We start from the raw sequence: 25,743 nt of genomic DNA on the forward strand, positions 1-25,743 counted from the left end.
CGTGTTTTCCTTCCGCAAGGGGAAGCCGGGAATGTGAGCGGTGCTCTACTCCCGCCATGAGCGGTGCTCTACTCCCGCCACGAGCGGTGCTCTACTCTCCCGGGATGCCCCACTCTTCCGGGACGCCCCACCCGAACCCGCCCAAGGAACCGCAGCCCCCGGCCTCCCTGCGCCGCGTCCCCGTGCAGGAGCGCAGCGCGGAGCGCCTGGCCCGGATCCTCGACGCCTGCGCCGCTGTCCTGGACGAGGTCGGTTACGAAGGCCTCACCACCCGCGCCGTCGCCCAGCGCGCGGGCGTCCCGATCGGCTCGGTGTACCGCTTCTTCGGCAACAAGAGGGCCCTGGCCGACGCCCTGGCCCACCGCAACCTCGACGCGTACGCGGAGCGGGTTGCCGCGCGCGTGAACGGCGTGGAGCGCGGCGACTGGCGCGGCGCGGTCGACGTCGCGTTCGACGAGTACCTGACGATGATGCGCACCGTCCCCGGCTTCGGCCTCGTCGACTTCGGCATACCCTCCGCGCCCGAGGCGATGCCCGACGCCAACCTTCAGGTCGCCGAGCGCGTGGCCGCCCTGCTCTCCGACCACCTGGACCGCCCCCTGGACGCTCGGCTGCGCCGCACGATGCTGGTGGGCGTGGAGGCGGTGGACGCGGTGCTGCAGCTGGCGTTCCGGGCGGACCCGGCGGGCGATCCGGCACTCGTCGACGAGGCGCGGATCCTGCTGCACGCCTACTTCGCGCGGTCGCTGGACTGAACGGCCCCCGGGGCGCGGTCCGTTGCTAAGGTGATCGCACCCGACGGCGGGGCCGGACGACGGGGCCGAGGGGGAACACGGCACGTGTGGTGTGCGTCCACGGGATCGGTCAACAATACCTGGGCGAGAACCAGTTGTACGCCTCCTGGCACCCCGCGCTCGCCGACGGACTGACCCGCGCCGCCGCCCGGACCCTCGCCCGCACTCCCTACGCCGTCCAGCGCGCCCTCAACGCGCTCTGCCGCTCCCGGTTCTTCGCCGACGTGGCGCTGCGCTCCCTGGTCCTCGACCTCGAGCAGGTGCGGGCCTACCTCACCGACGCGGCCGTCCGCGCCGAGGTCCAGCGCTGTGCCGCCGCGGCCGGCCGTCCCGACATCCACAGGCCTCTACCTCGTCGATGCCGGAACCTGGCACCGGTTGCTGCTGGCCGCACTCGACGGCCCGTCCGAGCGCGGGAAGCGGCTCGACGTGCGCGATGGCGGGTCACCGGGAGCTCGTCGTCGCCACCCGCAGCGGCGTGATCCTCCTGGACGTGCCCGCGGCGGCTGCGCCGTAGAGGCGGCCGAGACACGTCCGTGACCAGGAGTTTTGCGCTTATTGCTCGCGCGTCAACGTCTTGTTAACGCTCAATAGCGGGTCCTACGGTCAACCGGACCGCCAGAGCTGGCGGGAGTTCGAAGGTGAACGTGAGGTTGCCCCCATGCTGACAATCCTCGGATTCGTCATGATCGCCACCTTCCTGGTGCTGATCATGATGAAGAAGATGTCGCCGATCGCGGCCCTGGTGCTGATCCCCGCGCTCTTCTGCGTGTTCGTCGGGAAGGGAGCCCATCTCGGGGACTACGTCCTCGAAGGCGTCGGCAATCTGGCGCCCACGGCGGCCATGCTCATGTTCGCCATCGTGTACTTCGGCGTCATGATCGACGTCGGTCTCTTCGACCCGATCGTCCGGGGCATCCTGCGCTTCTGCAAGGCGGACCCGCTGCGCATCGTGGTCGGCACCGCCGTGCTCGCCGCGATCGTCTCGCTGGACGGCGACGGCTCGACGACCTTCATGATCACGGTCTCGGCGATGTATCCGCTGTACAAGCGCCTCAAGATGAGCCTCGTCGTGATGACGGGTGTCGCCGCCACCGCCAACGGCGTCATGAACACCCTGCCCTGGGGCGGCCCGACGGCCCGTGCCGCGACCGCCCTGAAGGTCGACGCCGCCGACATCTTCGTCCCGATGATCCCGGCGCTGGCCATGGGTCTTGTCGCCGTCTTCCTCCTCTCGTACGCACTGGGTCTGCGCGAGCGCAAGCGGCTCGGTGTGCTCTCGCTGGACGAGGTTCTGGAGCGGGAGCAGGAGACGGCCCTCGTCGGCGCCGGAGGCAAGTCGGGCAACGGTAACGGGCGTACGTCGCTCACGAAGAAGGCCACCGGGGGACCGGACGGCGGCACCGACGCCGACGCCGAGCCGGCCGAGGGCGGCGCGGGCACGGACGGCGCCGACTCCGATGACGACGGCTTCCAGGGCCTCGACCCCAACCGCCCCACGCTGCGCCCCAAGCTCTACTGGTTCAACGCCGGTCTCACCGTCCTGCTGCTCACCGCCATGATCATGGAGTGGCTGCCGATCCCGGTCCTCTTCCTGCTCGGCGCCGCGCTCGCGCTCACCGTCAACTTCCCGCACATGCCCGACCAGAAGGCCCGTATCGCCGCCCACGCGGAGAACGTCCTCAACGTCACCGGCATGGTCTTCGCCGCCGCCGTCTTCACCGGCGTCCTCACCGGAACCGGCATGGTCGACCACATGGCCGACTGGCTCGTCGACGCCATCCCCGACGGCATGGGCCCGCACATGGGCCTGGTGACCGGTCTGCTCTCCATCCCGCTCACGTACTTCATGTCCAACGACGGCTTCTACTTCGGCGTGCTCCCGGTCCTCGCCGAGGCGGGCCAGGCGCACGGCGTCGGCACCCTGGAGATCGCCCGCGCCTCCATCGCGGGACAGGCGCTGCACATGTCGAGCCCGCTCGTGCCCGCCGTGTACGTCCTCGTCGGCATGGCCAAGGTCGAGTTCGGCGACCACACCCGGTTCACCGTCAAATGGGCCGTGCTCACCTCGCTGGTGGTGCTCGGCTCCGGAATCCTCTTCGGCATCATCTGATGCCCGACGCGACACCCGGGCCCGGTGGCAGGGGCTGGCTGCTCCGTCTCGTCATCGCCTTCAGCTTCGCGCAGGGGGCGGTGTCGATGGCGCGGCCCGCCGTCTCCTACCGGGCCCTCGCGCTCGGTGCCGACGAGCGCGCCATCGGCGTCATCGCGGGCGTCTACGCGCTGCTCCCGCTCTTCGCCGCCGTACCGCTCGGGCGCAGGACGGACCACGGGCGGTGTGCGCCCCTGCTGCCTGTCGGCGTCGTCCTGATCGCGGGCGGCTGCGCGCTGAGCGGCACGGCGAACTCCCTTGCCGCGATGGCCGCGTGGAGCGGCGTGATGGGGCTCGGGCACCTGTGCTTCGTGATCGGGGCGCAGTCGATCGTCGCCCGGCAGTCCGCGCCCGCCGAACAGGACCGCAACTTCGGGCACTTCACCATCGGCGCCTCGCTCGGCCAACTGGTCGGGCCGATCGCCGCCGGTGCCCTGATCGGCGCCGACATGGACCGCACGAGCGCGCTGGCCCTGCTGGTGTCGGCGGGGGTCGCGGCGGTCTCCCTCGCCTCGCTGTGGCGCATCGAGCACGTGCGGCCAGGGGCGCGTACCGGCGAACGGGGCGCGAAGGTAGCGGTGTCGGGCATCCTGCGCTCCAGGGGCGTGCCCGCGGGCATCTTCATCAGCCTGGCCGTGCTCTCGGCGACGGACATCCTCACGGCCTATCTGCCGGTGGTCGGCGAGCACCGGGGCATCGCGCCCGCCACCGTCGGGCTGCTCCTGTCGCTGCGGGCGGCTTCGACCATCGCCTGCCGCCTGGTGATGACGCCGCTGATCAACCTGCTGGGCCGGAGCGCGCTGATCGTCACGACCTGCGTGCTCGCCGCGCTGCTGTGCGGGGGGATCGCGCTTCCCGTGCCGGTGTGGGCACTTGGCGCGATGCTCGTCCTGCTCGGCTTCTGCCTTGGCGTGGGCCAGCCGCTGTCGATGACGACGGTCGTCCAGGCCGCGCCGCCCGCCGCCCGCTCGACGGCCCTCGCGCTGCGCCTCACGGGCAACCGCCTGGGCCAGGTCGCCGCCCCCGCGTCGGCGGGCCTGATCGCCGGAGTGGCGGGCGTGGCGGCGCCGTTCGTGATGCTGGGCGGACTGCTGCTCGTCGCGGCGGGCCTCGGCGCGCGCAAGTCCCCCGGGGGCGCCGGCAGCCCCCGGGGAACAGGCGGATCAGACGACAGGACCAGTCGCAGTCACCGAACTCGCCGTCAGAACAAGAGAGTTACACGGACCGGCAAGGTCACGGAACGATCTTGAGCAGCTTGTTCGGGGAGCCCGAACCCGGGCTGGTCACGACGTTCGGCGTGGCACCGTTCACCAGCGCCGAGGAGACCTGCGCGGGCGTGGCCGAGGTGTGGCCCGCCAGGTAGATCGCCGCCGCGCCCGCGACGTGCGGGGTGGCCATCGACGTACCGGAGATGGTGTTCGTGGCCGTGTCGCCGGTGTTCCAGCCCGCCTTGATGTTCACGCCGGGCGCGAAGATGTCCAGGACCGAGCCGTAGTTGGAGAAGCTGGCCCTGGCGTCCGTGTTGCTGGTCGCGCCGACCGTGATGGCCGCGGGGACGCGGGCGGGCGAGGTGTTCCCGGCGTTGGTGTTGGAGTTGCCCGCCGCGACCGCGTAGGTGACGCCGTCGGCGATGGAGTTCTTCACCGCGTTGTCCAGCGCGGTGGAGGCGCCGCCGCCGAGCGACATGTTGGCCACGGCCGGGGCTCCGGCGGCGTGGTTGCCGGTCACCCAGTCGATGCCCGCGACGACGCCGGCGGTCGTGCCGGAGCCGTTGTTGTCGAGCACGCGGACGGCCACGATCTTGGCCTTCTTGGCCACGCCGTAGGTCTTGCCGGCGATGGTCGTGGCGACGTGCGTGCCGTGGCCGTTGCCGTCCTGGGCGGTGTTGTCGCCGTCGACCGCGTCGTAGCCGTTGACCGCGCGTCCGCTGATCTCCGAGTGCGTGATCCGCACGCCGGTGTCGATCACGTACGCGGTGACGCCGGAACCGGCGCTGTCCGGGTAGGTGTAGGTGCCGGACAGCGGCAGCTTCGCCTGGTCGATGCGGTCGAGGCCCCAGGGGGCGTTGGACTGCGTGGCCGTGGCGTGGAGTCTCTGGTTCTGCTCGACGGAGGCGACCGCCGGGTCGGCGGCGAGTCTCTTCGCCTCGGTCGCGCTCAGCTTCGCGGAGTAGCCGTTGAGCGCGGACTTGAAGGTCTTCTGCACCGAGCCGCCGTACTCGGATATGAGGTCCTTGCCCTGGGCGGTGGCGGCCTTGAGACCCGAACTCTTCTTCAGCGTGACGATGTAGCTGCCCTTGATCGCGTCGGCGGAGTTCGCCGCGATCACGGTGCCCTCGGCGGGGGCGGCCTGGGCGGGCAGAGCGGTGACCGCACCGAGGACGGCGGCGGTGGCGGTCGAGATCGCCGCGGCGATCACAGTCTTCTTGCTGCGCAGCATTGCCATTACGAGGGAGTCCTCCTCATAGGCGGCGCGCCCGGGGTCGGGCGACGCGACTGTGGGGGGTGTGCGCGGGATCGCACACACAAGAAGGGAGCGGTGAGTGCCGCTCCCGTCGCGATCAGTAGCGTGGCCCCTCCGATGGTCTAGATCAAGGGAGTTGACGCGTTGTCATGCGTCTGTCACGTATTTGAAATCGAATCCAAGGCGAATATGCGGGGTGTGTCCGGATAACAGCAGGGGGGCTGGGTCCGGCGCCGTCGAGCGAGAGCACGGGAGCCGTCCCTGGGGCCTCCCAGGAACGGCTCCTTGCGGTGGGGGTGTTCAGGCCACCTCGGCGCAGACGGCGTAGACCGCCCACTGATGGCCCACGGCGCCTCCGCTCGCCTGCACGTAGCCGCGCCAGCTCGCGCCGCCGGTGGGCATGGAAGCCCTGATGGCGAAGTCCGAGAGCTGGTTCCGCGTCTACTCGCGCCGACTGCACCACCGTTCGACCCTCTACGACAACGCCCCCATGCCCCACAGCCAGTTCTTCTCCGGAGGGCAGGCCTTCCACGGTCACCGCGGCTCGATCTACGAGCCGCCCGGCTCGCACGGCTGCGTCAACATGCGCCCGGCCGACGCCAAGTCGCTCTGGCGGCACGTGGGTTACGGGACCCGTGTGTACGTCTTCGGCCGCAAAGGGGACTGAAAAGGGGGCTGAGGGGCCACATGGTCTGGCGGCCGAGGCGGAAAACCGCTTGATCCACTGCTCTACCGTTTTCGTATGACGACTGCGCCCCTGACGACTGTGCCCCTGACGGCTACGGAGCCGACGACCGCACCGCGACTGGAAAAGATCACCGCCGCCAACTTCGACGCCGCGGTAGGGCTGAAGGTGCGCCCGGACCAGGAGCACCTGGTGGCGCCGGTCGTGAAGTCGCTCGCCGAGGCGTACGTCCACTCCGGCACGGCCTGGCCCCGGCTCATCCTGGACGGCGAGCGCCCCGTCGGCTTCGTGATGGCCTTCTTCGACATCGACTGGGCCGAGGACAGCACGGGCACCGATCTGCGGTCGGGGCTCTGGCGGTTGAACATCGCGGCCGGTGAACAAGGGCATGGATACGGTCGCTTCGCGGTGCACTGCGTGGCCGAGGAGATCCGGCGCCGCGGGGGCACCCGGATGACCGTCACCTGGAAACCGGGCGACGACGGTCCCGAGGGCTTCTATCTGGGGCTCGGATTCAAGCCGACCGGGGAGACCAGCGGTGACGAGCGCGTCGGTGAACTCGGCCTGGAATGAGCCACGTTGGGACCTGCGGTCGGTCAGCCGGTAAAGCCCGGTACCACCAGGCCCGACTCGTAGGCGATCACCACCGCGTGGGTGCGGTTCTGCGCGCCGAGCTTGGTGAGCACATTGCCGACGTGCGTCTTCACGGTCTCCAGGCTCACCGTGAGGGACCGCGCGATCTCCGGGTTGGACAGACCGGTCGCCATCGCGCGCAGCACCTCCTCCTCGCGCCCCGTCAGCTCCGCCCTCGGCAACGCCTCCGCGGAGTCCAGCGGACGGGCGGCCACCATGCGGCGCAGCGCCGCGGGGAAGAGGATCGTCTCCCCGGCCGCCACCACCCGCACCGCCTCCGCGATCTGCCGGACCGGGCGCCGCTTGAGCACGAACCCGCTGGCCCCCGCGCTGAGCGCGGCGGTGACGTAGTCGTCGTTCTCGAAGGTGGTGATCACCACGACCTTCGGCGGCTCGGCCGCACCGGCGAGCAACTGCCGTGTGGCGTCGATGCCGTTCAGGCGTGGCATCCGTACGTCCATCAGGACCACGTCCGGCCGCTGCAGCCGCGCCCGCTCGACCGCCTCGGTGCCGTCGGAGGCCTCTGCGACCACCGTGATCCCGGGCTGCGCCGCCAGCAGCGTACGCAGGCCGCTGCGGGTCACTTCGTCGTCGTCCGCGATGAGGAGGGTGACGGTCGCGGTCTCCGCGGGTGTCGCTGGGCCCGTCGCGCTCTCCGCGGGTACTGCTGGGCCCGTCGCGCTCTCCGGGGATTCCGCTGGGCCCGTCGCGCCTGCCGCCGAGTCGATCATGTCGACACCCGCACCGGCAGCCGGACCGCGAGCCGCCAGCGCCGCGGTCCTTCCGGGGCCGACGCGAACTCGCCGTGCAGCAGCCGCACGCGCTCGGCAAGGCCGGGCAGGCCGTGCCCGGACGTCGGGAAGGAGTCCGGGCCCGGACGGGCCGTGCCCGCCCCGACCCCGTTGACCACGGAGAGCTCCAGCGCGTCCGGCGCCGCCACGACCCGGACCTCGATCGGCCCGCCGGACCCGTGTCGCAGCGCGTTCGTCAGGCCCTCCTGCAGGATGCGGTACGCCGCCCGTGAGAGCGTCCCCTGGACCTGCGCCAAGTCGCCCGAGAGCGTGGGTTCCACCGCCGCGCCCGCGTGCCGCAGGCGGTCGATCAGGTCGGGCAGGTCGGCAAGGGTGCGGGTCGGCGCCGTCTCCGCCTGCTGCTCGCGCAGCACGCCCAGGACGTAGTCCAGGTCCTCCAGCGCCGCGCGCGCCGACTCCTCGATGCTGCGCAGGGCGGCCCGCGCCGTCGCCGGGTCGTCGGAGAGCACCTCGCCCGCCACCGCGGCCTGGATCGTGGTCGCCGTGAGCGTGTGCCCGATCGAGTCGTGCAACTCGTGGGCAAGACGGTTGCGTTCGGCCAGGTGCCGCTCCCGTTCGGCCGCCAGCGCGAGCCGCTCGGCCGGCGAGGGCCCGAGCAGCCGGGGCGCCGCCCACCGCAGGGCGTACGTCACCACCACGCACACGACCGCAGCAAGCAGCACGCAGCCGAGCCCCACCGCCCAGCGCTCCACGCCGCTCTCAGGCCGTGCCGACCAGCCGAACAGACTCAGTTCCGCCTCCGAGCGGAGCCCGTCGAACGGCAAGGCCAGGCCCGCGAGCAGGAGCAACCCGCCCACCAGCGCCCCCGCCCACCCCAGCGCCACGTGCAGCAGCAGCCAGACAGGGGTTCGCCGGTGGTCACCGCGGGCCGGCGGGTCCGGCAACGGCACCCTCAGCAGCCGACGGGCCCCCGCTGTCAGCGCCCGCCGCGTGACACGGGCCGTCCCGACCGCGGCGATCAGTGCCGCCCAGACCAGCAGGGTCAGCGCCATCAGAACGCCTTGGGGCGCGGACGGCCACGCCACCGCGGGCAGCATCGCGAAGGGCAGCAGCGGAAGGCTCGCGAAGGCGCCGCCCAGGGCGAAGGCCATGCCTGTGTACGTGGAGCCGCGCAGCAGCGGCCGTATTCCTCTGATCACAAGGGCCAAGTATGGCCAGCTCGCCCAGCGGGAGCCTCCCCCGATCGAGGGAGGCCTTTTTCCCGCTTTTCCGCGATGCGCGCCCGACCCCCTGAAAACCATGATCCTGGCCTGCCCCTTCGACCGGAGGGCGGCAGATGGGACTCGGACATTCCTCAGGAGTTGACTCATGCGTGAGCAGACAGGGCACGGGCCCCGTTCCTCCCGGCGGCGGGGCACCCGGCGCATCATCGTGCCGGCCGCCGCGGTGGCCGTCGGCGTCATGGCGGTGGGCGCGCTGATGTCGCCCGCGGAGAAAGCAGGGGCGTCGGCATCGGCATCGGTATCCGCGGCTGGGCCGGACTCCGTCCAGCGGGGCCTGGACTCTCTCGTACGCGCCGACGGCATGCCCGCGGCACTGGCGAGCGTCACGGGCCGCGACGGCCGCACCCGCACCTACACCGCGGGGGTCGGCGACCTCGCCACCAAGGCGAAGGTGCCCAGGGACGGGCAGGTGCGGATCGGCAGCAACACCAAGACGTTCACCGCGGTGGTCGTCCTGCAGCTGGTCGCCGAGAAGAAGATCCGCCTCGACGCCCCGGTCGACACCTATCTGCCGGACCTGGTCCGCGGCAACGGCAACGACGGACGCCGCATCACCGTTCGCCACCTCCTTCAGCAGACCAGCGGGCTGCCCAACTACACCAAGTACGAGGACCTCAAGCCCCGCTACTACGAACCCCGCGAACTCGTCGGCTTCGCCCTCAAGCACCCGTCCGAATTCGTCCCCGGGAAGGGATGGGCGTACAGCAACACGAACTACGTGCTGGCAGGCATGATCATCGAGAAGGTCACGCGACACCCCCTCGCCGAGGAGATCGACCGGCGTGTGATCAAGCGCATCGGGCTGCGCCACACCTACTTCCCCGCTCCCCATGACGCGACGATCCGCGAGCCCCACCCCAAGGGCTACCTCAAGGAGTCGGCGGGCGCGCCCCTGCGGGACATCACGGAACTCGACCCCTCCTGGACCTGGGCGGCGGGCCAGATGATCTCCACCAACTCCGACCTCAACCGGTTCTTCTCCGAGCTGCTGCGCGGCCGTCTCCTGCCCCGGGCCCAGCTCGCCCAGATGCGCACCACCGTCCCCGCCGAGTACTTCGGGCCCGGCGCCCGCTACGGCCTGGGGCTCGTGAGCAAGCCGCTGTCATGCGGCGGTCTCTCCTGGGGCCACGGCGGGAGCTACCCCGGCTACGAGACCCGGGGTGGCGTCACCGACGAGGGCCGTCGCGCCGCCGACGTCGCGGTGACCGTCCAGCCGAAGGACAAAGCGGCCGTCGAGCACCTGGAGAAGGTCGTGGACACGGCTCTGTGCCGATGAACACCGCCCGACGGGGTAGGACCGCAGCCGGGGCCGGATCCAGGGCCGGATCGGGGGCGGTCTCCGATGCCCCTGGTGCTTGAAAACTATCAGCGCTAGTTTGTAGCGCGGACGACAACCTGGAGGAATGCGATGAAGGCCCACGACGGGATGTACATCGACGGCGCCTGGCGCCCGGCTGCGGGCACCGGCACGATCACGGTCCTGAACCCCGCCGACGAGCAGCCCATCGGCCAGGTCCCGGCCGGCACCGCCGAGGACGTGGACGCCGCGGTCCGCGCCGCCCGCGCCGCCCTGCCCGGCTGGGCCGCCACGCCGCCCGCCGAGCGCGCGGCCCTGATCGGCGCCCTGCGCGACCGCCTCGTCGCCCGCAAGGACGAGGTCGCCGAGACCGTCACCGCCGAGCTCGGCGCCCCGCTGCCGTTCTCCGAGGCCGTGCACGCCGGTGTGCCGATCCTGGTCTCCGGTTCGTACGCCGAGCTGGCCGCGACGTACCCGTTCCAGGAGAAGGTGGGCAACTCCACCGTCTATCTGGAGCCGGTCGGCGTGGTCGGCGCGATCACGCCCTGGAACTACCCCCTCCACCAGATCGTCAACAAGGTCGCCCCCGCGCTCGCCGCCGGCTGCACGGTCGTGCTCAAGCCCGCCGAGGACACCCCGCTCACCGCCCAGCTCTTCGCCGAGGCGGCACACGAGGCGGGCGTGCCCGCGGGTGTGTTCAACCTGGTCACGGGGCTCGGTCCGGTCGCGGGCCAGGCCCTGGCCGAGCACGAGGGCGTCGACCTCGTCTCGTTCACGGGATCGACGGCGGTCGGCAAGCAGATCGGCGCCACGGCGGGCGCGGCCGTCAAGCGCGTGGCCCTGGAGCTCGGCGGCAAGTCCGCCAACGTCATCCTGCCGAGCGCCGATCTCGCCAAGGCGGTCAACGTCGGCGTCGCGAACGTCATGTCCAACTCCGGCCAGACGTGCAGCGCCTGGACCCGCATGCTGGTCCACACCGACCAGTACGACGAGGCGGTGGAGCTGGCCGCGGCCGCCGCCGCCAAGTACGGCGACCGCATCGGCCCCGTCGTCAACGCCAAGCAGCACGAGCGCGTGCGCGGCTACATCGCCAAGGGCGTCGAGGAGGGCGCCCGCATCGTGGCCGGTGGCCCCGACGCACCCAAGGAGCGCGGCTACTACGTCCAGCCGACCGTCTTCGCCGACGTCACCCCCGAGATGACCATCGCCCAGGAGGAGATCTTCGGCCCGGTGGTCTCGATCATCCGGTACGAGGACGAGGACGACGCCCTGCGCATCGCCAACGGCACCGTGTACGGCCTGGCGGGTGCGGTGTGGGCGGCCGACGAGGCCGAGGCGGTGTCGTTCGCCCGTCGCATGGACACCGGCCAGGTCGACATCAACGGCGGCAACTTCAACCCGCTCGCGCCCTTCGGCGGCTACAAGCAGTCGGGCGTCGGCCGGGAGCTGGGCTCGCACGGCCTGACCGAGTACCTCCAGACCAAGTCACTTCAGTTCTAGCCATGTCCCTCCGGTTCTAAGGGAGTTCCCCCGCACCATGGTCCGCGCCGCCGTACTGCCCGCCGTCGGGGCTCCGTTGGAGATCGCCGACATCGACCTGCCCGAACCCGGACCCGGCCAGGTCCGCGTCCGGCTCGCCGCCGCCGGGGTCTGCCACTCCGACCTGTCCCTGTCCAACGGCACCATGCGGGTGCCGGTCCCCGCCGTCCTCGGTCACGAGGGCGCGGGCACCGTCGTCTCCGTCGGCGAGGGCGTCACGCATGTCGCGCCCGGCGACGGCGTCGTCCTCAACTGGGCGCCGTCCTGCGGCAGCTGCCACGCCTGCACGCTGGGCGAGGTGTGGCTGTGCGCGCACGCGCTCGAGGGCTCGGCGAACGTGTACGCCCGCCGTGCCTCCGACGGCTCCGACCTCCACCCGGGCCTGAACGTCGCCGCGTTCGCCGAGGAGACGGTCGTCGCCGCGAACTGCGTCCTGCCCGTGCCGGACGGCGTCCCGCTCGCCGACGCCGCCCTCCTGGGCTGCGCCGTCCTCACCGGCTACGGCGCCGTCCACCACTCCGCGCAGGTCAAGAAGGGCGAGACGGTCGCCGTGTACGGCGTGGGCGGGGTCGGCCTCGCCGCGCTCCAGGCGGCCAGGATCGCGGGCGCCTCGAAGATCGTCGCGGTGGACGTGTCCCCGGAGAAGGAGGAGCTCGCCCGCCGGGCGGGCGCGACGGACTACGTGGTCGCCTCCGAGACGACGGCCCGCGACATCCGCGCCCTCACCGGCAAGCAGGGCGTCGACGTCGCCGTGGAGTGCGTGGGCCGCGCGGTGACGATCCGCACGGCCTGGGAGTCCACGCGGCGCGGCGGGCGCACCACGGTGGTCGGCATCGGCGGCAAGGACCAGCAGGTGACCTTCAACGCCCTGGAGCTCTTCCACTGGGGCAGGACGCTGTCCGGGTGCGTGTACGGCAACTCCGACCCCACGGTCGACCTGCCGGTCCTGGCCGACCACATCCGCGCGGGGCGCCTGGACCTGAGCGTCCTGGTGACCGACCGGATCGGCCTCGACGGCATCCCGGCGGCCTTCGACAACATGATCGCGGGCAAGGGCGGCCGGGCACTGGTCGTCTTCTGATCGGTCCGCGTTCTGCCCCGATCGGTCCGGGTCCTGCCCGGATCAGTCCGGGTCCTGCTCTGGTCAGTCCGCCTCCGGCGAACCGGTGAGCCGGGGAAAGGACTTGGCGCCCGCCAGGAACACCAGCGTGGTCAGCACGAACGGCCACGTGAAGGTGTGCCCGCCGGACGGCGCGAAGAGCGCCGACATCGCCGAGCCGACCGCCGTCGCCGCGGCGGCACCCACGAGCGCGTACGTGAGTGTCGCCGCCCGCGCGGGCAGGAAGACGCCGCACAGGGCCAGGGCGACGAGCACGGAGTTGTATCCCGTCGTGCCGTCGGTGATCTGCGCGGCGGGGGCGCCGAGGGCCCACGCGGTGGCGGTCCCGACGGCGCTGCCCAGGCATGCCACGGCCGCCGCGCGACGACTCGCGACCAGGATCCCGAGGAGCAGCAGGGCCCCCACGTACCACTGCGGCATGAAGAAGATCTCGGCGAAGGCGGTGAAGAACGCCTCGGCCAGATCGGCGGGTTGGAGCGCGGTGGGCCCCGAGGCCGGGCTGGTGAGGGCCGCGAGGCCCGCGCCGTGGTGCCACACCCGTTGGAAGCCGGGCGCGGCGATGGTCGCCGTGGACGCGATCAGGCAGTACGGCAGGGTGAGCGTGGGCAGCCCCCAGACGCCGAGCAGGTTCGCCACGGCCGAGGTCACGACCGTGACGACCACGCAGCCCGCGAGCGCGAGCAGCGCCGTCGACAGGTGTCCCGCGCCCAGGAAGACCGCGAAACACAGTGCCGTCAGACAGGCGTTGAAGCCTTCGAGGCCGGACGCGACGCGCTCGCCGTCCGCGCCGAGGAGCCGCGCGGTCGCCGTGCCGACGGCGGTGCCGACCAGGCCGTAGAGCCCGTACTGCCAGCCCGCGGCGAAGAGCGCGACGCAGAAGACCGCGCCCGCGGCGACGCTCGGCAGAAAGGTGACCTGGGCCTGGCCGCGCAGCACCTGCGCGGCGAAGACGCGGGCGCCGGGTGGCCCGATCGCCCGTCCCGCGCCGTCACTTGAGCCCCCGGCGTCCAGCGCATCCGTCGCGTGCCCCACGGCCCCTCCCGTGTTACGTCCCTGTTTCGTCCGACAGGACGGATGTAGATTACATCTACGTGTCCACGCGCTCGAACCAGGTCATCAGGACGCCGTTGTCGAACGTCTCGCGGGCGCTCGCGCGGAACCGGGTGGGGTTGAACTCGCCGTCGAAGACGGGGATTCCGGCTCCCGCGACCACCGGGTAGCTCTTGACGGCGATCTCGTCCAGCTCGGGGAGCAGCGAGGCCGCGAGCCGCCCGCCGCCGCACAGCCAGATGTCCTGCCCCTGCTGCTTCTTGAGGTCGCGGACCAGGGCGAGGGGGTCGCCGCCGACCACGGTCACCGCCGGGTCGGGGGAGGGGGCGAGGGTGGTCGACACCACGTACTGACGCAGGTGCGTGTACGGGCTTGTGGTGCCGAGGTCGAGGACCGTGCGGTAGGTGCCGTGGCCCATCAGCACGGTGTCGAAGCGGAGGTTGGGGGCGTCCGCGAGGCCGACGTGCGGGCGCAGGGCTGTCGGTACCGTCTCGGGGTAGCGGGCGTTGATCCGCGCGGCGTAGGCGGTGGCCTGCCGTTCGTCGCCCACGGGGTAGAAGTCGACCTCGCCGCCGGGGCCCGCGATGTAGCCGTCGATGGAGGCGCCGATGTAGTACACGAGCTTGCGCATCTGGTAACTCCCCCTGTAGTACTTCTTTTGTAGTGGTGGAAACGTAGTACTACATATGGAGTGGTGTCAATGGTGCGCAGGAATGACGGGCGACGGGCGGCCCTGGTCGACGCCGCCATCGAGGTCCTCGCCGGGGAAGGTGCCCGCGGGCTGACCTTCCGGGCGGTGGACGCGGCGGCGGGCGTCCCCACCGGCACGGCCTCCAACTACTTCAGCAACCGCGACGACCTGCTGACGCAGGCGGGCGCCCGGGTCTACGAGCGCCTCACGCCCGACCCCGCGGAGGTCGAACGGCAGCGCACCGCCAAGCCCGACAAGGAGACCTACGTCGAGCTGATGCGCGAGGTCGTCGGCCGGGTCAGCGGCTTCCGCACCGGCTACCTCGCCCTGCTCGAACTGCGCCTGGAGGCGACCCGCCGCCCCGAGCTGCGCGCGGTCCTCACCGAGCGGGTCCGCGCCGACCTGGACGCCAACCTCTCGTACCACGAGGCCTCGGGCCTGCCGGGCGACGCCATGGCGGTCAAGCTCCTGTACCTGGCCTTCAACTGGCTCATCGTCGAACAGCTGACGCTGCCGGACGTGCTCTCGGAGGCCGAACGCGACGAGATCGTGGCGGCGGCGGTGGAGCGCATCGTGACGGAGTGACGGGCCGCCCCTCGGGGCGAACCCTCAGACGTCCTCGATGCCGAGGCGCTCGGCGAGCGCTCGGCTTCCGGCGGGGGTGAGCCGTACCGCGCGTTCCGAGCCGATTCGTTCGCACCAGCCCGTCTCCAGGGCGTGGCGGCACAGCGCGGCGCCCGCCGCCCCTGCCAGGTGGGGTCTGCGCTCGGTCCAGTCCAAGCAGGCCCGTGCCAGCGGGCGCCGTCCGGTGCGGGTGAGCTCGATGCCCAACTCCCCGAACCAGGCCATGCCTTGGTCGGTCAGGGCGAAGCCGGTGTCCTGACGGAGCAGGCCCCGGGCCGTCATCGCCGCGGTGATCGTGATCCCGAGGCGGCCCGCCAGGTGGTCGTAGCAGGTGCGGCCCCGCGCCATCGCGGAGCCCGCGCCCGCCTCGCGCAGCGTGCGGGGCCTTGCGGGGGTCCCGGGCGTCACGTGCGCCGCGAGGTCCTCCACCAGCTGGGCCGCCCGTGCGTCGGCGAGCCGCACATAGCGGTGCCTGCCCTGCCGCTCCTCGGCCAGCAGGCCGCCCGCGACCAGCTTGCCCAGGTGCTCGCTGGCCGTCGACGCCGCGACGCCCGCGTGCCGGGCCAGCTCGCCGGCCGTCCAGGCCCGCCCGTCGAGCAGCGCGAGCAGACAGGCCGCCCGCGTCTCGTCCGCGACGAGCGAGGCGAAGGAGGCGAGGGCGGACGCGATGGGGTGCTTCTCGGGGCCCGGCTTCATGCACCCAGGATGCGGCAGGAAGGCTTCGGCGCCCGCCGAAGCGTCAGGCGTGCGCCGTCACCTGTTCGTACTGCAGCGCGAGCCCGTCGAGCAGTGCCCGCAGGCCCGCCTCGAAGGCCCGCTCGTCGATGACCTGCTGGCGCTCGGCGAGCAGATGGGCCTGGCCCAGGTGCGGGTAGTCCGCAGGGTCGTACGCGGCCTCGTCGTCCACGAAGCCCCCGGCGAACGAGCCGAGCGCGGAGCCCATGATGAAGTACCGCATCAGCGCGCCGATCGACGTGGCCTGCGCGGCGGGCCACCCCGCGTCGACCATCGCCCCGAACACCGCGTCCGCGAGCCGCAGCCCGGCCGGGCGTCGCCCCGGGCCCTGTGCGAGCACCGGAACGATGTTCGGGTGCAGCGTGAGCGCCGCCCGGTAGGAGACCGCCCAGTCGTGCAGCGCCGTACGCCAGTCGCGGTCGTCGGCCGCGTCGAACATCGACAGGTCGACCTGTGCGCTCACCGAGTCCGCGACCGCCTCCAGGATCTGGTCCTTGGTGCGGAAGTGGTTGTACAGGGACGGCCCGCTGACGCCGAGTTCGGCGGCGAGGCGGCGCGTGGAGACGGCCGCGAGGCCCTCGGCGTCCACGAGGGCGCGCGCCGTGTCGACGATGCGATCTCTGCTGAGGAGGGGCTTGCGCGGTCGGGCCATGCGGCACATAGTAGGGCTGCCGCAAGAAACTAGCAGTGCTAATTTAAATCTCGACGTGAAGAGGTGCTCACGATGAACCTGGAGCTCAGCGAGGAGCAGACCGCCGTCCGGCAGCTGGCCAAGGACTTCGTCGCGCGCGAGATCGCCCCGCACGTCGTCGAGTGGGACCGCGCCGAGAGCGTCGACCGGGCCATCGTGAAGAAGCTCGGCGAGGTCGGCTTCCTCGGCCTCACCATCGACGAGGAGTACGGCGGCTCGGGCGGCGACCACCTCGCGTACTGCCTGGTGACCGAGGAGCTCGGCCGCGGCGACTCCTCCGTGCGCGGCATCGTCTCGGTCTCCCTCGGCCTGGTCGCCAAGACCATCGCGTACTGGGGCGACGAGGAGCAGAAGCGGCGGTGGCTGCCGGGGCTCACCTCGGGCGAGCTCGTCGGCTGCTTCGGGCTCACCGAGCCGGGCACGGGCTCCGACGCGGGCAACCTCACCACCAGGGCCGTGCGCGACGGCGACGACTACGTCATCAACGGCGCCAAGATGTTCATCACGAACGGCACCTGGGCCGATGTCGTCCTCCTCTTCGCCCGCACGAACGACGCCCCCGGGCACAAGGGCGTCTCCGCCTTCCTCGTCCCGACCGACACCCCCGGCCTGACCCGCCGCACCGTCCACGGCAAGCTCGGCCTGCGCGGCCAGGCCACCGCCGAGCTGGCGCTTGAGGACGTCCGCGTCCCGGCGGCGGCCATGATGGCGCCCGAGGGCAAGGGCTTCTCCGTCGCGATGTCGGCGCTCGCCAAGGGCCGTATGTCGGTGGCCGCGGGCTGCGTGGGCATCGCGCAGGCCGCGCTGGACGCGGCCGTGAAGTACGCGGGCGAGCGCGAGCAGTTCGGCAGGAGCATCGCAGGGCACCAGCTGGTGCAGGAGCTGATCAGCGACATCGCGGTGGACGTGGACGCCGCCCGCCTGCTCACCTGGCGGGTCGCCGACCTCATCGACCGCGGGCAGCCCTTCACCACGGAGTCCTCCAAGGCCAAGCTGTTCGCCTCGGAGGCCGCCGTGCGCGCCGCCAACAACGCCCTGCAGGTCTTCGGCGGCTACGGCTACATAGACGAGTACCCCGCGGGCAAGCTGCTGCGCGACGCCCGCGTGATGACGCTCTACGAAGGCACCAGCCAGATCCAGAAGCTCGTCATCGGCCGCGCGCTGACGGGGGTCTCGGCCTTCTGAGTACGCATCTGAGTACGTGAGCGGATGTGGCGTGGGTCACCCCTCCCCGATGCTGCGGCCATGACTGAGCCATCCGTGAAGCAGCAGACCACGACCGCCTTCTACGGCCAGGCCGTCGCGTCCTTCGCCGTCGCCCTGGGCGCGGTGGCCATCGGCATCGGCTATCTCGACGCCTCCGCCTGGGTGCGGGCGTTCCTCGCCATCTCCGTGCTGTACCTGACGACTTCCGCGTTCACCCTGGCCAAGGTGGTCAGGGATCGACAGGAGGTGGAACAACTCGTCAGCAGGGTCGATCAGGCCCGCGTCGACAGGCTGCTCGCCGAGCACGACCCGTTCGCCAAGCCGTGACCGCCGCCCGGCCCCTCGCCCGGCGCCCTAAGCGCTTGCTCACCGTCAGGGGTATGGTGTCCCTCCCGACGGGGTGAAGGAGTGGGGCACATGGGATCGGCGGCGGAGACCGAGGGCGAGGAGCAGCCGTGGGGCGAGGTCAGCCCCGACGCGGCGCGGCGGCTGCTGATCGCCGCCGTCGAGGCCTTCGCCGAGCGCGGCTATCACGCGACGACGACGCGTGACATCGCGGGCCGCGCCGGCATGAGTCCCGCCGCGCTCTACATCCACTACAAGACGAAGGAAGAGCTGCTGCACCGCATCAGCAGGATCGGCCACGACAAGGCCCTGGCCATCCTGCGGACCGCGGCGGACGGCGAGGGGAGCGCCGCCGAGCGGCTCGCCGCCGCCGTGCGCTCCTTCGTCGGCTGGCATGCCGCCCACCACATGACCGCGCGCGTGGTGCAGTACGAGCTCGACGCGCTCGGCGACGAGCACCGCACGGAGATCGTCGCGCTGCGCCGCAAGTCCGACGCGGCGGTGCGGGACATCATCAACGACGGTGTGCGCATGGGGGAGTTCGACGTCCCCGACGTGCCGGGCACCACGCTCGCCGTGCTCTCGCTCTGCATCGACGTGGCCCGCTGGTTCAACGTGGCGGGGCACCGGACGCCCGACGAGGTCGGCGCGCTCTACGCCGACCTCGTGCTGCGGATGGTGGGGGCTCAGAAGTAGTAGCGGGACACCGACTCCGCGACGCAGGCCGGCTTGTCGCCGCCCTCGCGTTCGACGGTGACCTGCGCCGTCACCTGCACGCCGCCGTCCTTGGTCGGTGTGACCTCGGTGAGCACGGCGGTCGCGCGCAGCCGCGAGCCGACCGGCACGGGGGAGGGGAAACGGACCTTGTTGGTGCCGTAGTTGATGCCCATCTTCATGCCCTCGACCCGCATGGTCTGCGGCACCAGGCTCGGCAGCAGCGACAGCGTGAGATAGCCGTGCGCGATCGTCGTCCTGAAGGGGCCCTGGGCCGCCTTCTCGGGGTCCACGTGGATCCACTGGTGGTCGCCCGTGGCGTCGGCGAAGAGGTCGATCCGCTTCTGGTCGATCTCCAGCCAGTCGCTGTACCCGAGTTGCTCGCCGACTCCGGCGCGCAGTTCCTCGGCCGACGTGAAGATCCTCGGCTCCGCCATGTCCCTGGTCCTCCCAGACGTGTGCGACTACGTCATCCGCGTATGCGACTAAGCGCTTGCTCAGCATGCGGGGTGCGCCGACGCGTGTCAACGGACCGACCATTAGGGTTCGAGAGGTGCCCCAGATCCCAGAGAAGGTCCATGAACTCACGGTCGGCCAACTGTCCGCGCGCAGCGGCGTCGCCGTCTCCGCCCTGCACTTCTACGAGTCCAAGGGCCTCATCAGCAGCCGCCGCACCTCGGGCAACCAGCGCCGCTACCACCGGGACACGCTGCGCCGCGTCGCCTTCATCCGCGCCTCCCAGCGCGTCGGCATCCCGCTCGCCACGATCCGTGAGGCCCTCGACTCGCTGCCCGAGGAGCGCACGCCCAACCGCGAGGACTGGGCCCACCTCTCCGAGCACTGGCGCACGGAACTGGACGAGCGCATCAAGCAGTTGGGCCGCCTGCGCGACCACCTGACGGACTGCATCGGCTGCGGCTGCCTGTCCCTGGAGACCTGCGTGCTCTCCAACCCCGACGACGTCTTCGGCGAGCGGCTCACCGGCTCCCGGCTCCTCGCGGAGCGCAAAGCCGCGTCCTCCAAGTGAGCGGGGGGTGGAGGTTGCGCCCCGACACCGTCTCGCGGCCCGTCGCGAGCTCCTGGACGCGGTCGGCGTCGTAGGGGCCTTCGTGGAGGCGCGGCACCGGCGGTAGTTCGAATTTCCCTGTGCTGCGTCTAGCCGCAACCGCGCACGCCGTATCAACGTGTTGTGTACGCAAGGGAATTCGCGAAGAAGAGCACGAGCAGCGCAAGTCGACGCCTGTCGGGGGAGGGGCGATGTCGGTCGCCATTTGCTCATTGCTGTGGGATGCCGCACGGCACGGAAAGCAGACGATCAAGTACGACAGAGACGGTTACCACCTGGTGCGCTTTCCGTACGGCACGGGCCAGGAGTCGTACGACTCCTGGCGCATGCACGACCCCGCGAAGGGCGACACGAGCCCTTCGGAGTTCCCGGACGCCCGCTCGGGGTTGATATGGCCCAGCCACGAGGGCTGGGGCGTGCTCTCCGCGATGGTCTTCTGGGCACCGGACGGTGATCCGACCGAGTACCGCTCACGTTTCGTCCGTGATCCGCTGGGCCTCACGACCGGGTACGACTCGACGGCCACGACCGACTCGGCGCCCACCAGGGGCGGGCAGTACAGGTCCTATGTCTGGCAGATGTTCGTGCACCCGGGCACGCCCGTCGGGCTGAAGGTCTCGGCACGCGGCGTGGGAGACGTGAAGCTCGCCACGCCGCTGATTCACGCCCAGTTCAAGCTGGCCATCCACACGGACGTGGCCACGCCGTGACCGCGCTGTTCCGCTCGCCGACGCCGCTCCTCACGCCGACACCAGGGGACGCTGCCGCCGGGCCCGCGCCTGGGCCACCGCGTCCCGGGTGAGGACGGGGCCGGGCACGACGATGCCGCAGCCCGTGCAGACCGCCCCCGAGGACGGCTCGTGGGCCAGGCCGTGCTTCCAGACGAGGGCGGTGTCCGCACAGACGGGGCAAGTGGTGCCCGGCTCCCTCTCCAGCGCCGCGATGAGCCGGCGCAGGACTTCGGCGAGGGGTTCGTGGGGGTGGACGTCGGGATCGTCGCACCAGGCGACCCCGCATCCGCCCCAGGTGCAGCGGTGCCAGTCGTCCTCGCTGCCGGGGCGCCTGAGCCCGTCGTGCTTCTCCTTGCGGCGGCGGTCCGCGAAGTCCGCCTCGTAGGCGAGCCAGACGGCCCGCGCGGCCTCCAGTTCGTCGAGCGCGGCCACCAGCCGCACCGGATCGGGTGACCTGTCCTCGGGCCCGAAGCCCGCTCGGGCGCACAGATGGTCCCAGGTCGCCCGGTGGCCGTAGGGGGCGAACCTCTCCAGGCACTTGCGCAGCGAGTAGCGCCGCAGTGCCAGATCGCTCTGCGGATCACGCACCTGTCTCGCGAGACTCCGGAATCCGGCCATCGCCCTGCACCTCCGTCACACGTACTTCCGTACTGGTACCCCGTGTTCCGTTTCTGCCGGTGTCGAAGTCGAACCGGGGACCGGCCGACTTCGAAACGACGTCGCCGAGTAGACGTATCGACAAGCGATTCGGCTCCCATATCGGGCGACAGATTTTCGCTTGCCCGTTTGAACTGGGCTGACGCCTGTCGGAGGGGGGCGCGTTGTGGTGATTCGGGGAAGGCGACGCATGTTCATCTTTCGGGTTCGTCAACCCGCCAGTAGCCTCCGCCGCGTCGGTCTTCCCCAGGACCCGGAGGAGCACCCATGCGACGACGCATCGTCAGACTCAGAACTCTCACGGCGGGAGCGGCGCTCGCGCTCGGTGCCTCGCTCCTGGTCCCGCTCCCGGGGGCCGGAGCGGCTCCGAGGGAACCGGCGCCGAAGGAGGAGGCCGTCGACTACTGCGCGGGCCAGTGCGTGGACGTCCTGCCGCCCGGCGCGAACGGCAGCGCGACGCTCGCCGAGATCCTCGCCCACCGCGTCCTCGGCACCCGGCCCGCGCACGCCGACGACCAGGTGGGCCCCTACGACGCGCTCTCCTCCGGCTATCTCTCGCTCACCGACGACCGCCTCACCGAGTTCTTCGACGACGCCTCCTTCGGCGTGCGCGAGGGCCAGGTCGCCTCCGTCACCACGCCGCGCGACGACGTGACGATCACGCGCGACAAGAAGTACGGCATCCCGCACATCAAGGGCACCACGCGTTACGGCACCGAGTTCGGCGCGGGCTACGCGGCGGGGCAGGACCGGCTCTGGCTCATCGACCTGTTCCGGCACATCGGGCGCGGCCAGTTGACCTCGTTCGCGGGCGGCGCGCTCGCCAACCAGGGCCTTGAGCAGCAGTTCTGGCCGCAGGCCCCGTACACCGAGCAGGACCTGGAGAAGCAGGTCGAGTACATCAAGTCGACGCAGGGCGAGCGCGGCAAGCAGGCCATGGAGGACGCGCAGGCCTACATCGACGGGCTCAACGCCTACCGCGTGAAGTCGAAGAACGGCCGCTACTTTCCCGGCGAGTACGTCCTGACCGGCAAGATCGACGCGATCACCAACATCGGCGAGATCGAGCCCTTCAAGGTCACCGACATGATCGCCTTGGCCTCCGTGGTCGGCGGCCTCTTCGGCAACGGCGGTGGCGGAGAGGTCGAGTCGGCCCTCTCTCTGCTGAAATCCCAGCAGAAGTACGGCGTCGAGAAGGGCACGAAGGTCTGGGAGTCGTTCCGCGCCCGCAACGACCCCGAGGCCGTCCAGACCATCCACGACGGCACGAGCTTCCCGTACGCGGGCAAGCCGGAGCACGCTCGCGGCACCGCGATGCCCGACCCCGGCTCGGTCGAGCGCGAGCAACTCGTGTACGACCGCGAGGGCGGCGCCAAGACCGGTGCCAAGACCGGCGCCAAGCATCCGGTGAAGGCCCCCGAGAAGCTCAAGCCGCTCCAGGGGATGTACGACGACGGGGTGCTGCCCGCCGACTTGTTCGAGCGGGACGGCCAGAAGAAGGGCATGTCGAACGCCCTCCTCGTCTCCGGGAAGCACACCGCCAGCGGCAACCCCGTCGCCGTCTTCGGCCCGCAGACCGGCTACTTCGCGCCGCAGCTCCTGATGCAGCAGGAGCTCCAGGGGCCGGGCATCAGCGCCCGCGGCGTCTCCTTCGCGGGCGTCGGCATGTACGTCCAGCTGGGCCGCGGCCAGGACTACGCCTGGTCGGCCACCTCCGCCGGACAGGACATCACCGACACGTACGCCGTCGAACTGTGCGAGCCGGGCGGCGGCACGCCCACCAAGCAGTCGACCGGCTACCTCTACCGCGGCACCTGCACGCCCATGGAGAAGCTGGAGCGCAAGAACGCCTGGAAGCCGACCCTCGCCGACTCCACGGCCGCGGGCTCCTACCGCCTGCAGGTCTTCCGCACGAAGTACGGCATCGTCACGCACCGTGCCACGGTCGGCGCCAAGCCCGTCGCCTATGTCTCGCTGCGTTCCACCTACCGCCACGAGGCCGACTCGATCATCGGCTTCCAGATGCTGAACGACCCCTCGTACGTCAAGGACGCCGCGTCGTTCAAGAAGGCCGCGCAGAACATCAGCTACGCCTTCAACTGGTTCTACGCCGACTCGCGCGACATCGCGTACTACAACAGCGGTGCCAACCCCGAGCGCGCGAAGGACGTCGACCCCGCCCTGCCGGTCCTCGGCCGGCAGGCCTATGAGTGGCGGGACTTCGACCCCGAGAACAACACCTCCGCGCGGACTCCGGCCGCCGCGCACCCGCAGTCCGTCAACCAGGACTACTACATCTCCTGGAACAACAAGCAGGCCAAGGACTTCAGCACGGCCGGGTTCGGGGCCGGCGCCGTGCACCGCGGGGATCTGCTCGACGGGCGGGTCAAGAAGCTCACCGAGGAGGGCGGCGTCACCCGCGCCGCGCTCACCCGGGCCATGTCCGAGGCCGCCGTCACCGACCTGCGTGGCGAACAGGTCCTCCCCGAGCTTCTGAAGGTGCTGCGCAGCAAGCCGGTCACCGATCCGCAACTGGCCAGGGTCGTCCAGCAGTTGGAGGCCTGGCGCAAGGCGGGCGCGCAGCGCAACCAGACCGCGGCGGGCTCCAGGACGTACGCCCACCCCGACGCCGTGCGTGTGATGGACGCCTGGTGGCCGCTGCTGATCGAGGCCGAGTTCGAGCCGGGCCTCGGCAAGGACCTGTACGACGCCCTGACGGCGCAACTGCCCACCGACGAGGCGCCGTCGGCCGGGCACGGGCCCACCGGCGCGCACGCCGGATCGGCCTTCCAGTACGGCTGGTGGGGCTATGCCGACAAGGATCTGCGCAAGGTCCTCGGTGAGCCCGTCGAGGGCGAGCTCGGTGACGCCTTCTGCGGCGCCGGCGAGCTCGACGCCTGCCGCGACAGCCTGCTCGCCACCCTCGCGCAGGCGGTCGCCAAGCCCGCCACCGAGGTCTACCCCGGTGACGACTCGTGCAAGGCGGGCGACCAGTGGTGCGCGGACGCCGTCATCCACCGCCCGCTGGGCGGCATCACGCACCGCGCGATGCAGTGGCAGAACCGTCCGACGTACCAGCAGGTCGTCGAATTCCCGCGCCACCGCCCGTAGTTCGCGCCCGCAGGTGATGCGCGTCCGCGTCCGTGGTGCGCGTGCGCGTCAGGCGAAGGCGATCCGCCCCGCGGCGAACACGACGCGTGCCAGCTCCTCGTGGCACACGTCGCTGTGTGCGCCGGAGGGTGGACCGCCCCGCCGCACCACCGACGCCGCGTCGATGCTCACGCACCCCTTGGTCGGCACCTTCTCGCCGAGCTTGATGCGCTTGGTCCCCTCCACGGACCGGATGCCGTTGTAGCCGATGGCGCCCCACCGCTCCCACAGGTTCAGGAAGCCCGTGGAGTCGCCGGCCAGCTTCGAGGCCAGCGGATAGAGCCGCCCGAGCGCGTCGTCGAAGTGCGAGTAACAGGAGACCAGCGGGCCGTCGATGCGCTTCTGCATGCCGTGCAGCGCGCCGCCCCGCCCCTTGTCGTGCGGCAGCCGCTCGGCGAACGCGTAGTGCGAGAAGGCCCCTTGGAGCAGCGTCACCGACTTCACCGTGCGGACGTCCGCCGGCATGCCGCGCAGCGCGTACGAGACGAGGCGGGCGCCGAAGCTGTGCCCGATCAGATGCACCCTGACCGTCGGCACGTCACGGGCGAGCAGGCCGATCGCGGGTCCGAGCCCCAACTGGCCCACGGCGCCCGCCCGTCGCTTCATCGCGTAGTAGGTGCCCTGCCTCAGCAGCTCGTGCGCGCCGCCCCACAGCCGCTTGCGCAGGGAGCCGAAGAGCTCGGGCCGCCCGTTCTCCGCGAGGGCGGCGGCGAACACCTCGCACACCTGGACCGCGTCGTCGGTGAGCATGGCGGGCTCTCCCGCCCCGGTGTCCTCACCGAAGTGCCGGGCCGGGCTCGACTCCCGCAGCGAGACCAGTTCGCGCACATGCCGCCCGAACTCATAGACCCGGGAAGGTACTTCCGAACGCTCCGCGAGCAGCTCGGCGATCCGGTCGAGCGTCGCGCGGTGGTCGGGGAAGGCGCGGTCGAGCGCCCGCCGGGTCGCGGCGTCGAGGACGGGCCCGCCCGGCGGCGCGGCGGCGGTGACGGTGGCCGAGGGGTCGAAGTCGGGGATCGGCTCGTCGGCGAAGCGGATGGCGGGCCAGAGCACTCCGACGTAGCCGAGGCGCACCCCCGCCCCCGACAGATCCGGGCAGGGGGCGAAGAAGCGGCGGTACAACTGCCGTGCGTCCCGCTGCTCGTTGTTCCAGCCGTGCGCGAGGACCAGCAGATCCGTGACGCGTTCGCGTTCCGCGCCGGACAGCAGTTCCTCGCGCTGCGCGGTGTCGACGTCGCCGTCGGCGTCGAAGGTCAATTCCCAGTAGGGCTCCACGCCGGTATGGTCCTGCCGCCCGGGGCACCTGGCCAGATGTCGCGCAGCATGCGCCGGTGCCGGTTCCCACCCCCGCAGGCTCCGGTCCCG

Annotated in this window: 26 protein-coding genes; 16 read left to right on the forward strand and 10 right to left on the reverse strand. The window is 71.3% G+C overall.

All coding sequences use genetic code 11. The annotated features are described in order from the left end of the window. The first annotated feature begins 104 nt into the window (after positions 1-104). From AB0B50_RS07605 to AB0B50_RS07620, 4 genes are all read left to right on the forward strand, one after another. Positions 105-755 carry a TetR/AcrR family transcriptional regulator gene (locus AB0B50_RS07605; protein ID WP_362327190.1) on the forward strand — a complete coding sequence of 217 codons (651 nt, stop codon included), beginning with the start codon at positions 105-107 and terminating at the stop codon, positions 753-755. Between the two features lie 86 nt (positions 756-841). Beyond that, positions 842-1,276 (forward strand): hypothetical protein, encoded by a 435-nt coding sequence (locus AB0B50_RS07610; RefSeq protein WP_362327193.1) that lies wholly within the window; start codon positions 842-844, stop codon positions 1,274-1,276. A 179-nt stretch (positions 1,277-1,455) separates the two neighbouring features. Beyond that, positions 1,456-2,907 carry a citrate:proton symporter gene (locus AB0B50_RS07615; RefSeq protein ID WP_362327196.1) on the forward strand — a complete coding sequence of 484 codons (1,452 nt, stop codon included), beginning with the start codon at positions 1,456-1,458 and terminating at the stop codon, positions 2,905-2,907. Then, complete coding sequence (locus tag AB0B50_RS07620; protein ID WP_362327199.1) at positions 2,907-4,196, forward strand: MFS transporter; 1,290 nt, start codon at positions 2,907-2,909, stop codon at positions 4,194-4,196. Before AB0B50_RS07615 ends, AB0B50_RS07620 begins: the two co-directional genes overlap by 1 nt. On the opposite strand, the gene AB0B50_RS07625 is transcribed toward AB0B50_RS07620, so the two are convergent. Further along, on the reverse strand, positions 4,180-5,391 hold the full coding sequence (locus AB0B50_RS07625) for a S8 family peptidase (RefSeq protein WP_362327202.1): 1,212 nt from the start codon (positions 5,389-5,391) through the stop codon (positions 4,180-4,182). The genes AB0B50_RS07620 and AB0B50_RS07625 overlap by 17 nt on opposite strands. A gap of 430 nt (positions 5,392-5,821) precedes the next feature. On the opposite strand from AB0B50_RS07625, the gene AB0B50_RS07630 reads away from it, so the two are divergent. Then, positions 5,822-6,076: a L,D-transpeptidase gene (locus tag AB0B50_RS07630; RefSeq protein WP_362327205.1), complete on the forward strand. Its 255-nt coding sequence runs from the start codon at positions 5,822-5,824 to the stop codon at positions 6,074-6,076. A 75-nt stretch (positions 6,077-6,151) separates the two neighbouring features. Beyond that, positions 6,152-6,667: a GNAT family N-acetyltransferase gene (locus tag AB0B50_RS07635; RefSeq protein WP_362327208.1), complete on the forward strand. Its 516-nt coding sequence runs from the start codon at positions 6,152-6,154 to the stop codon at positions 6,665-6,667. 23 nt (positions 6,668-6,690) lie between these two features. Here AB0B50_RS07635 and AB0B50_RS07640 read toward each other — a convergent pair whose 3' ends face one another. Together AB0B50_RS07640 and AB0B50_RS07645 are read right to left on the reverse strand one after the other, a co-directional pair. After that, the gene (locus tag AB0B50_RS07640) at positions 6,691-7,458 is read right to left on the reverse strand and encodes a response regulator transcription factor (RefSeq protein ID WP_362327211.1); all 768 of its coding nucleotides are present in this window, start codon (positions 7,456-7,458) and stop codon (positions 6,691-6,693) included. Further along, a complete protein-coding gene (locus AB0B50_RS07645) occupies positions 7,455-8,678 on the reverse strand; it encodes a histidine kinase (protein ID WP_362327214.1) in 1,224 nt (407 codons plus the stop codon). The genes AB0B50_RS07640 and AB0B50_RS07645 overlap by 4 nt, the downstream gene beginning before the upstream one ends. A gap of 169 nt (positions 8,679-8,847) precedes the next feature. Here AB0B50_RS07645 and AB0B50_RS07650 point away from each other — a divergent pair, with 169 nt between their 5' ends. The 3 genes from AB0B50_RS07650 (at position 8,848) to AB0B50_RS07660 (ending at position 12,679) form a co-directional block, all read left to right on the forward strand. Further along, positions 8,848-10,038, forward strand: a complete 1,191-nt coding sequence (locus tag AB0B50_RS07650; protein WP_362327217.1) for a serine hydrolase domain-containing protein — start codon at positions 8,848-8,850, stop codon at positions 10,036-10,038. A gap of 132 nt (positions 10,039-10,170) precedes the next feature. Further along, positions 10,171-11,559 carry an aldehyde dehydrogenase family protein gene (locus AB0B50_RS07655; protein ID WP_362327220.1) on the forward strand — a complete coding sequence of 463 codons (1,389 nt, stop codon included), beginning with the start codon at positions 10,171-10,173 and terminating at the stop codon, positions 11,557-11,559. Between the two features lie 37 nt (positions 11,560-11,596). Further along, positions 11,597-12,679, forward strand: a complete 1,083-nt coding sequence (locus AB0B50_RS07660; RefSeq protein WP_362327223.1) for a Zn-dependent alcohol dehydrogenase — start codon at positions 11,597-11,599, stop codon at positions 12,677-12,679. 63 nt (positions 12,680-12,742) lie between these two features. Here the strand turns inward: AB0B50_RS07660 and AB0B50_RS07665 are convergent, their stop codons facing one another. Further along, a complete protein-coding gene (locus AB0B50_RS07665; protein WP_362327226.1) occupies positions 12,743-13,750 on the reverse strand; it encodes an urea transporter in 1,008 nt (335 codons plus the stop codon). Positions 13,751-13,805: 55 nt separating this feature from the next. After that, positions 13,806-14,399 (reverse strand): dihydrofolate reductase family protein, encoded by a 594-nt coding sequence (locus AB0B50_RS07670; protein ID WP_362327229.1) that lies wholly within the window; start codon positions 14,397-14,399, stop codon positions 13,806-13,808. Positions 14,400-14,468: 69 nt separating this feature from the next. Here AB0B50_RS07670 and AB0B50_RS07675 point away from each other — a divergent pair, with 69 nt between their 5' ends. Further along, positions 14,469-15,044 carry a TetR family transcriptional regulator gene (locus tag AB0B50_RS07675; protein ID WP_362327232.1) on the forward strand — a complete coding sequence of 192 codons (576 nt, stop codon included), beginning with the start codon at positions 14,469-14,471 and terminating at the stop codon, positions 15,042-15,044. A gap of 24 nt (positions 15,045-15,068) precedes the next feature. Here AB0B50_RS07675 and AB0B50_RS07680 read toward each other — a convergent pair whose 3' ends face one another. After that, complete coding sequence (locus AB0B50_RS07680; RefSeq protein ID WP_362327234.1) at positions 15,069-15,779, reverse strand: winged helix-turn-helix domain-containing protein; 711 nt, start codon at positions 15,777-15,779, stop codon at positions 15,069-15,071. Positions 15,780-15,822: 43 nt separating this feature from the next. Beyond that, positions 15,823-16,470, reverse strand: a complete 648-nt coding sequence (locus tag AB0B50_RS07685; protein ID WP_362327237.1) for a TetR/AcrR family transcriptional regulator — start codon at positions 16,468-16,470, stop codon at positions 15,823-15,825. A gap of 72 nt (positions 16,471-16,542) precedes the next feature. On the opposite strand from AB0B50_RS07685, the gene AB0B50_RS07690 reads away from it, so the two are divergent. From AB0B50_RS07690 to AB0B50_RS07700, 3 genes are all read left to right on the forward strand, one after another. Then, positions 16,543-17,694 carry an acyl-CoA dehydrogenase family protein gene (locus AB0B50_RS07690; protein WP_362327240.1) on the forward strand — a complete coding sequence of 384 codons (1,152 nt, stop codon included), beginning with the start codon at positions 16,543-16,545 and terminating at the stop codon, positions 17,692-17,694. A 60-nt stretch (positions 17,695-17,754) separates the two neighbouring features. Continuing rightward, positions 17,755-18,042 (forward strand): YiaA/YiaB family inner membrane protein, encoded by a 288-nt coding sequence (locus tag AB0B50_RS07695; RefSeq protein WP_362327243.1) that lies wholly within the window; start codon positions 17,755-17,757, stop codon positions 18,040-18,042. A 90-nt stretch (positions 18,043-18,132) separates the two neighbouring features. Beyond that, entirely contained in the window at positions 18,133-18,756 is a 624-nt protein-coding gene (locus tag AB0B50_RS07700; protein ID WP_362327246.1) for a TetR/AcrR family transcriptional regulator, read from the forward strand. Here AB0B50_RS07700 and AB0B50_RS07705 read toward each other — a convergent pair. Further along, on the reverse strand, positions 18,747-19,211 hold the full coding sequence (locus AB0B50_RS07705; protein ID WP_362327249.1) for a MaoC family dehydratase: 465 nt from the start codon (positions 19,209-19,211) through the stop codon (positions 18,747-18,749). The genes AB0B50_RS07700 and AB0B50_RS07705 overlap by 10 nt on opposite strands. A 116-nt stretch (positions 19,212-19,327) precedes the next feature. Between AB0B50_RS07705 and soxR the strand changes: the two genes are divergently transcribed. After that, positions 19,328-19,801 (forward strand): redox-sensitive transcriptional activator SoxR, encoded by a 474-nt coding sequence (soxR, locus tag AB0B50_RS07710; RefSeq protein ID WP_362327252.1) that lies wholly within the window; start codon positions 19,328-19,330, stop codon positions 19,799-19,801. Between the two features lie 230 nt (positions 19,802-20,031). After that, complete coding sequence (locus AB0B50_RS07715) at positions 20,032-20,550, forward strand: hypothetical protein (RefSeq protein WP_362327255.1); 519 nt, start codon at positions 20,032-20,034, stop codon at positions 20,548-20,550. Positions 20,551-20,580: 30 nt separating this feature from the next. Here the strand turns inward: AB0B50_RS07715 and AB0B50_RS07720 are convergent, their stop codons facing one another. Next, positions 20,581-21,189, reverse strand: coding sequence for a hypothetical protein (locus AB0B50_RS07720; protein ID WP_362327257.1), 609 nt, complete (start codon positions 21,187-21,189; stop codon positions 20,581-20,583). Between the two features lie 306 nt (positions 21,190-21,495). Here AB0B50_RS07720 and AB0B50_RS07725 point away from each other — a divergent pair, with 306 nt between their 5' ends. Beyond that, positions 21,496-24,339: a penicillin acylase family protein gene (locus AB0B50_RS07725; protein WP_362327260.1), complete on the forward strand. Its 2,844-nt coding sequence runs from the start codon at positions 21,496-21,498 to the stop codon at positions 24,337-24,339. Between the two features lie 48 nt (positions 24,340-24,387). Here AB0B50_RS07725 and AB0B50_RS07730 read toward each other — a convergent pair whose 3' ends face one another. Further along, positions 24,388-25,653, reverse strand: a complete 1,266-nt coding sequence (locus tag AB0B50_RS07730; protein WP_362327263.1) for a serine-threonine protein kinase — start codon at positions 25,651-25,653, stop codon at positions 24,388-24,390. Positions 25,654-25,743: the final 90 nt, after the last annotated feature.

This window comes from Streptomyces sp. NPDC041068, assembly GCF_040647455.1.
GTDB lineage: Bacteria > Actinomycetota > Actinomycetes > Streptomycetales > Streptomycetaceae > Streptomyces.

Excerpts from the sequence above, each read along its gene's own strand:
- AB0B50_RS07605 (WP_362327190.1), top strand. The coding sequence starts at position 105 with ATGCCCCACTCTTCCGGGACGCCCCACCCGAACCCGCCCAAGGAACCG.
- AB0B50_RS07615 (WP_362327196.1), top strand. The coding sequence starts at position 1,456 with ATGCTGACAATCCTCGGATTCGTCATGATCGCCACCTTCCTGGTGCTG.
- AB0B50_RS07620 (WP_362327199.1), top strand. The coding sequence starts at position 2,907 with ATGCCCGACGCGACACCCGGGCCCGGTGGCAGGGGCTGGCTGCTCCGT.
- AB0B50_RS07625 (WP_362327202.1), bottom strand. The coding sequence starts at position 5,391 with ATGGCAATGCTGCGCAGCAAGAAGACTGTGATCGCCGCGGCGATCTCG.
- AB0B50_RS07630 (WP_362327205.1), top strand. The coding sequence starts at position 5,822 with ATGGCGAAGTCCGAGAGCTGGTTCCGCGTCTACTCGCGCCGACTGCAC.
- AB0B50_RS07635 (WP_362327208.1), top strand. The coding sequence starts at position 6,152 with ATGACGACTGCGCCCCTGACGACTGTGCCCCTGACGGCTACGGAGCCG.
- AB0B50_RS07640 (WP_362327211.1), bottom strand. The coding sequence starts at position 7,458 with ATGATCGACTCGGCGGCAGGCGCGACGGGCCCAGCGGAATCCCCGGAG.
- AB0B50_RS07650 (WP_362327217.1), top strand. The coding sequence starts at position 8,848 with ATGCGTGAGCAGACAGGGCACGGGCCCCGTTCCTCCCGGCGGCGGGGC.
- AB0B50_RS07655 (WP_362327220.1), top strand. The coding sequence starts at position 10,171 with ATGAAGGCCCACGACGGGATGTACATCGACGGCGCCTGGCGCCCGGCT.
- AB0B50_RS07660 (WP_362327223.1), top strand. The coding sequence starts at position 11,597 with ATGGTCCGCGCCGCCGTACTGCCCGCCGTCGGGGCTCCGTTGGAGATC.
- AB0B50_RS07670 (WP_362327229.1), bottom strand. The coding sequence starts at position 14,399 with ATGCGCAAGCTCGTGTACTACATCGGCGCCTCCATCGACGGCTACATC.
- AB0B50_RS07675 (WP_362327232.1), top strand. The coding sequence starts at position 14,469 with ATGGTGCGCAGGAATGACGGGCGACGGGCGGCCCTGGTCGACGCCGCC.
- AB0B50_RS07680 (WP_362327234.1), bottom strand. The coding sequence starts at position 15,779 with ATGAAGCCGGGCCCCGAGAAGCACCCCATCGCGTCCGCCCTCGCCTCC.
- AB0B50_RS07685 (WP_362327237.1), bottom strand. The coding sequence starts at position 16,470 with ATGGCCCGACCGCGCAAGCCCCTCCTCAGCAGAGATCGCATCGTCGAC.
- AB0B50_RS07690 (WP_362327240.1), top strand. The coding sequence starts at position 16,543 with ATGAACCTGGAGCTCAGCGAGGAGCAGACCGCCGTCCGGCAGCTGGCC.
- AB0B50_RS07695 (WP_362327243.1), top strand. The coding sequence starts at position 17,755 with ATGACTGAGCCATCCGTGAAGCAGCAGACCACGACCGCCTTCTACGGC.
- AB0B50_RS07700 (WP_362327246.1), top strand. The coding sequence starts at position 18,133 with ATGGGATCGGCGGCGGAGACCGAGGGCGAGGAGCAGCCGTGGGGCGAG.
- AB0B50_RS07705 (WP_362327249.1), bottom strand. The coding sequence starts at position 19,211 with ATGGCGGAGCCGAGGATCTTCACGTCGGCCGAGGAACTGCGCGCCGGA.
- AB0B50_RS07715 (WP_362327255.1), top strand. The coding sequence starts at position 20,032 with ATGTCGGTCGCCATTTGCTCATTGCTGTGGGATGCCGCACGGCACGGA.
- AB0B50_RS07720 (WP_362327257.1), bottom strand. The coding sequence starts at position 21,189 with ATGGCCGGATTCCGGAGTCTCGCGAGACAGGTGCGTGATCCGCAGAGC.
- AB0B50_RS07725 (WP_362327260.1), top strand. The coding sequence starts at position 21,496 with ATGCGACGACGCATCGTCAGACTCAGAACTCTCACGGCGGGAGCGGCG.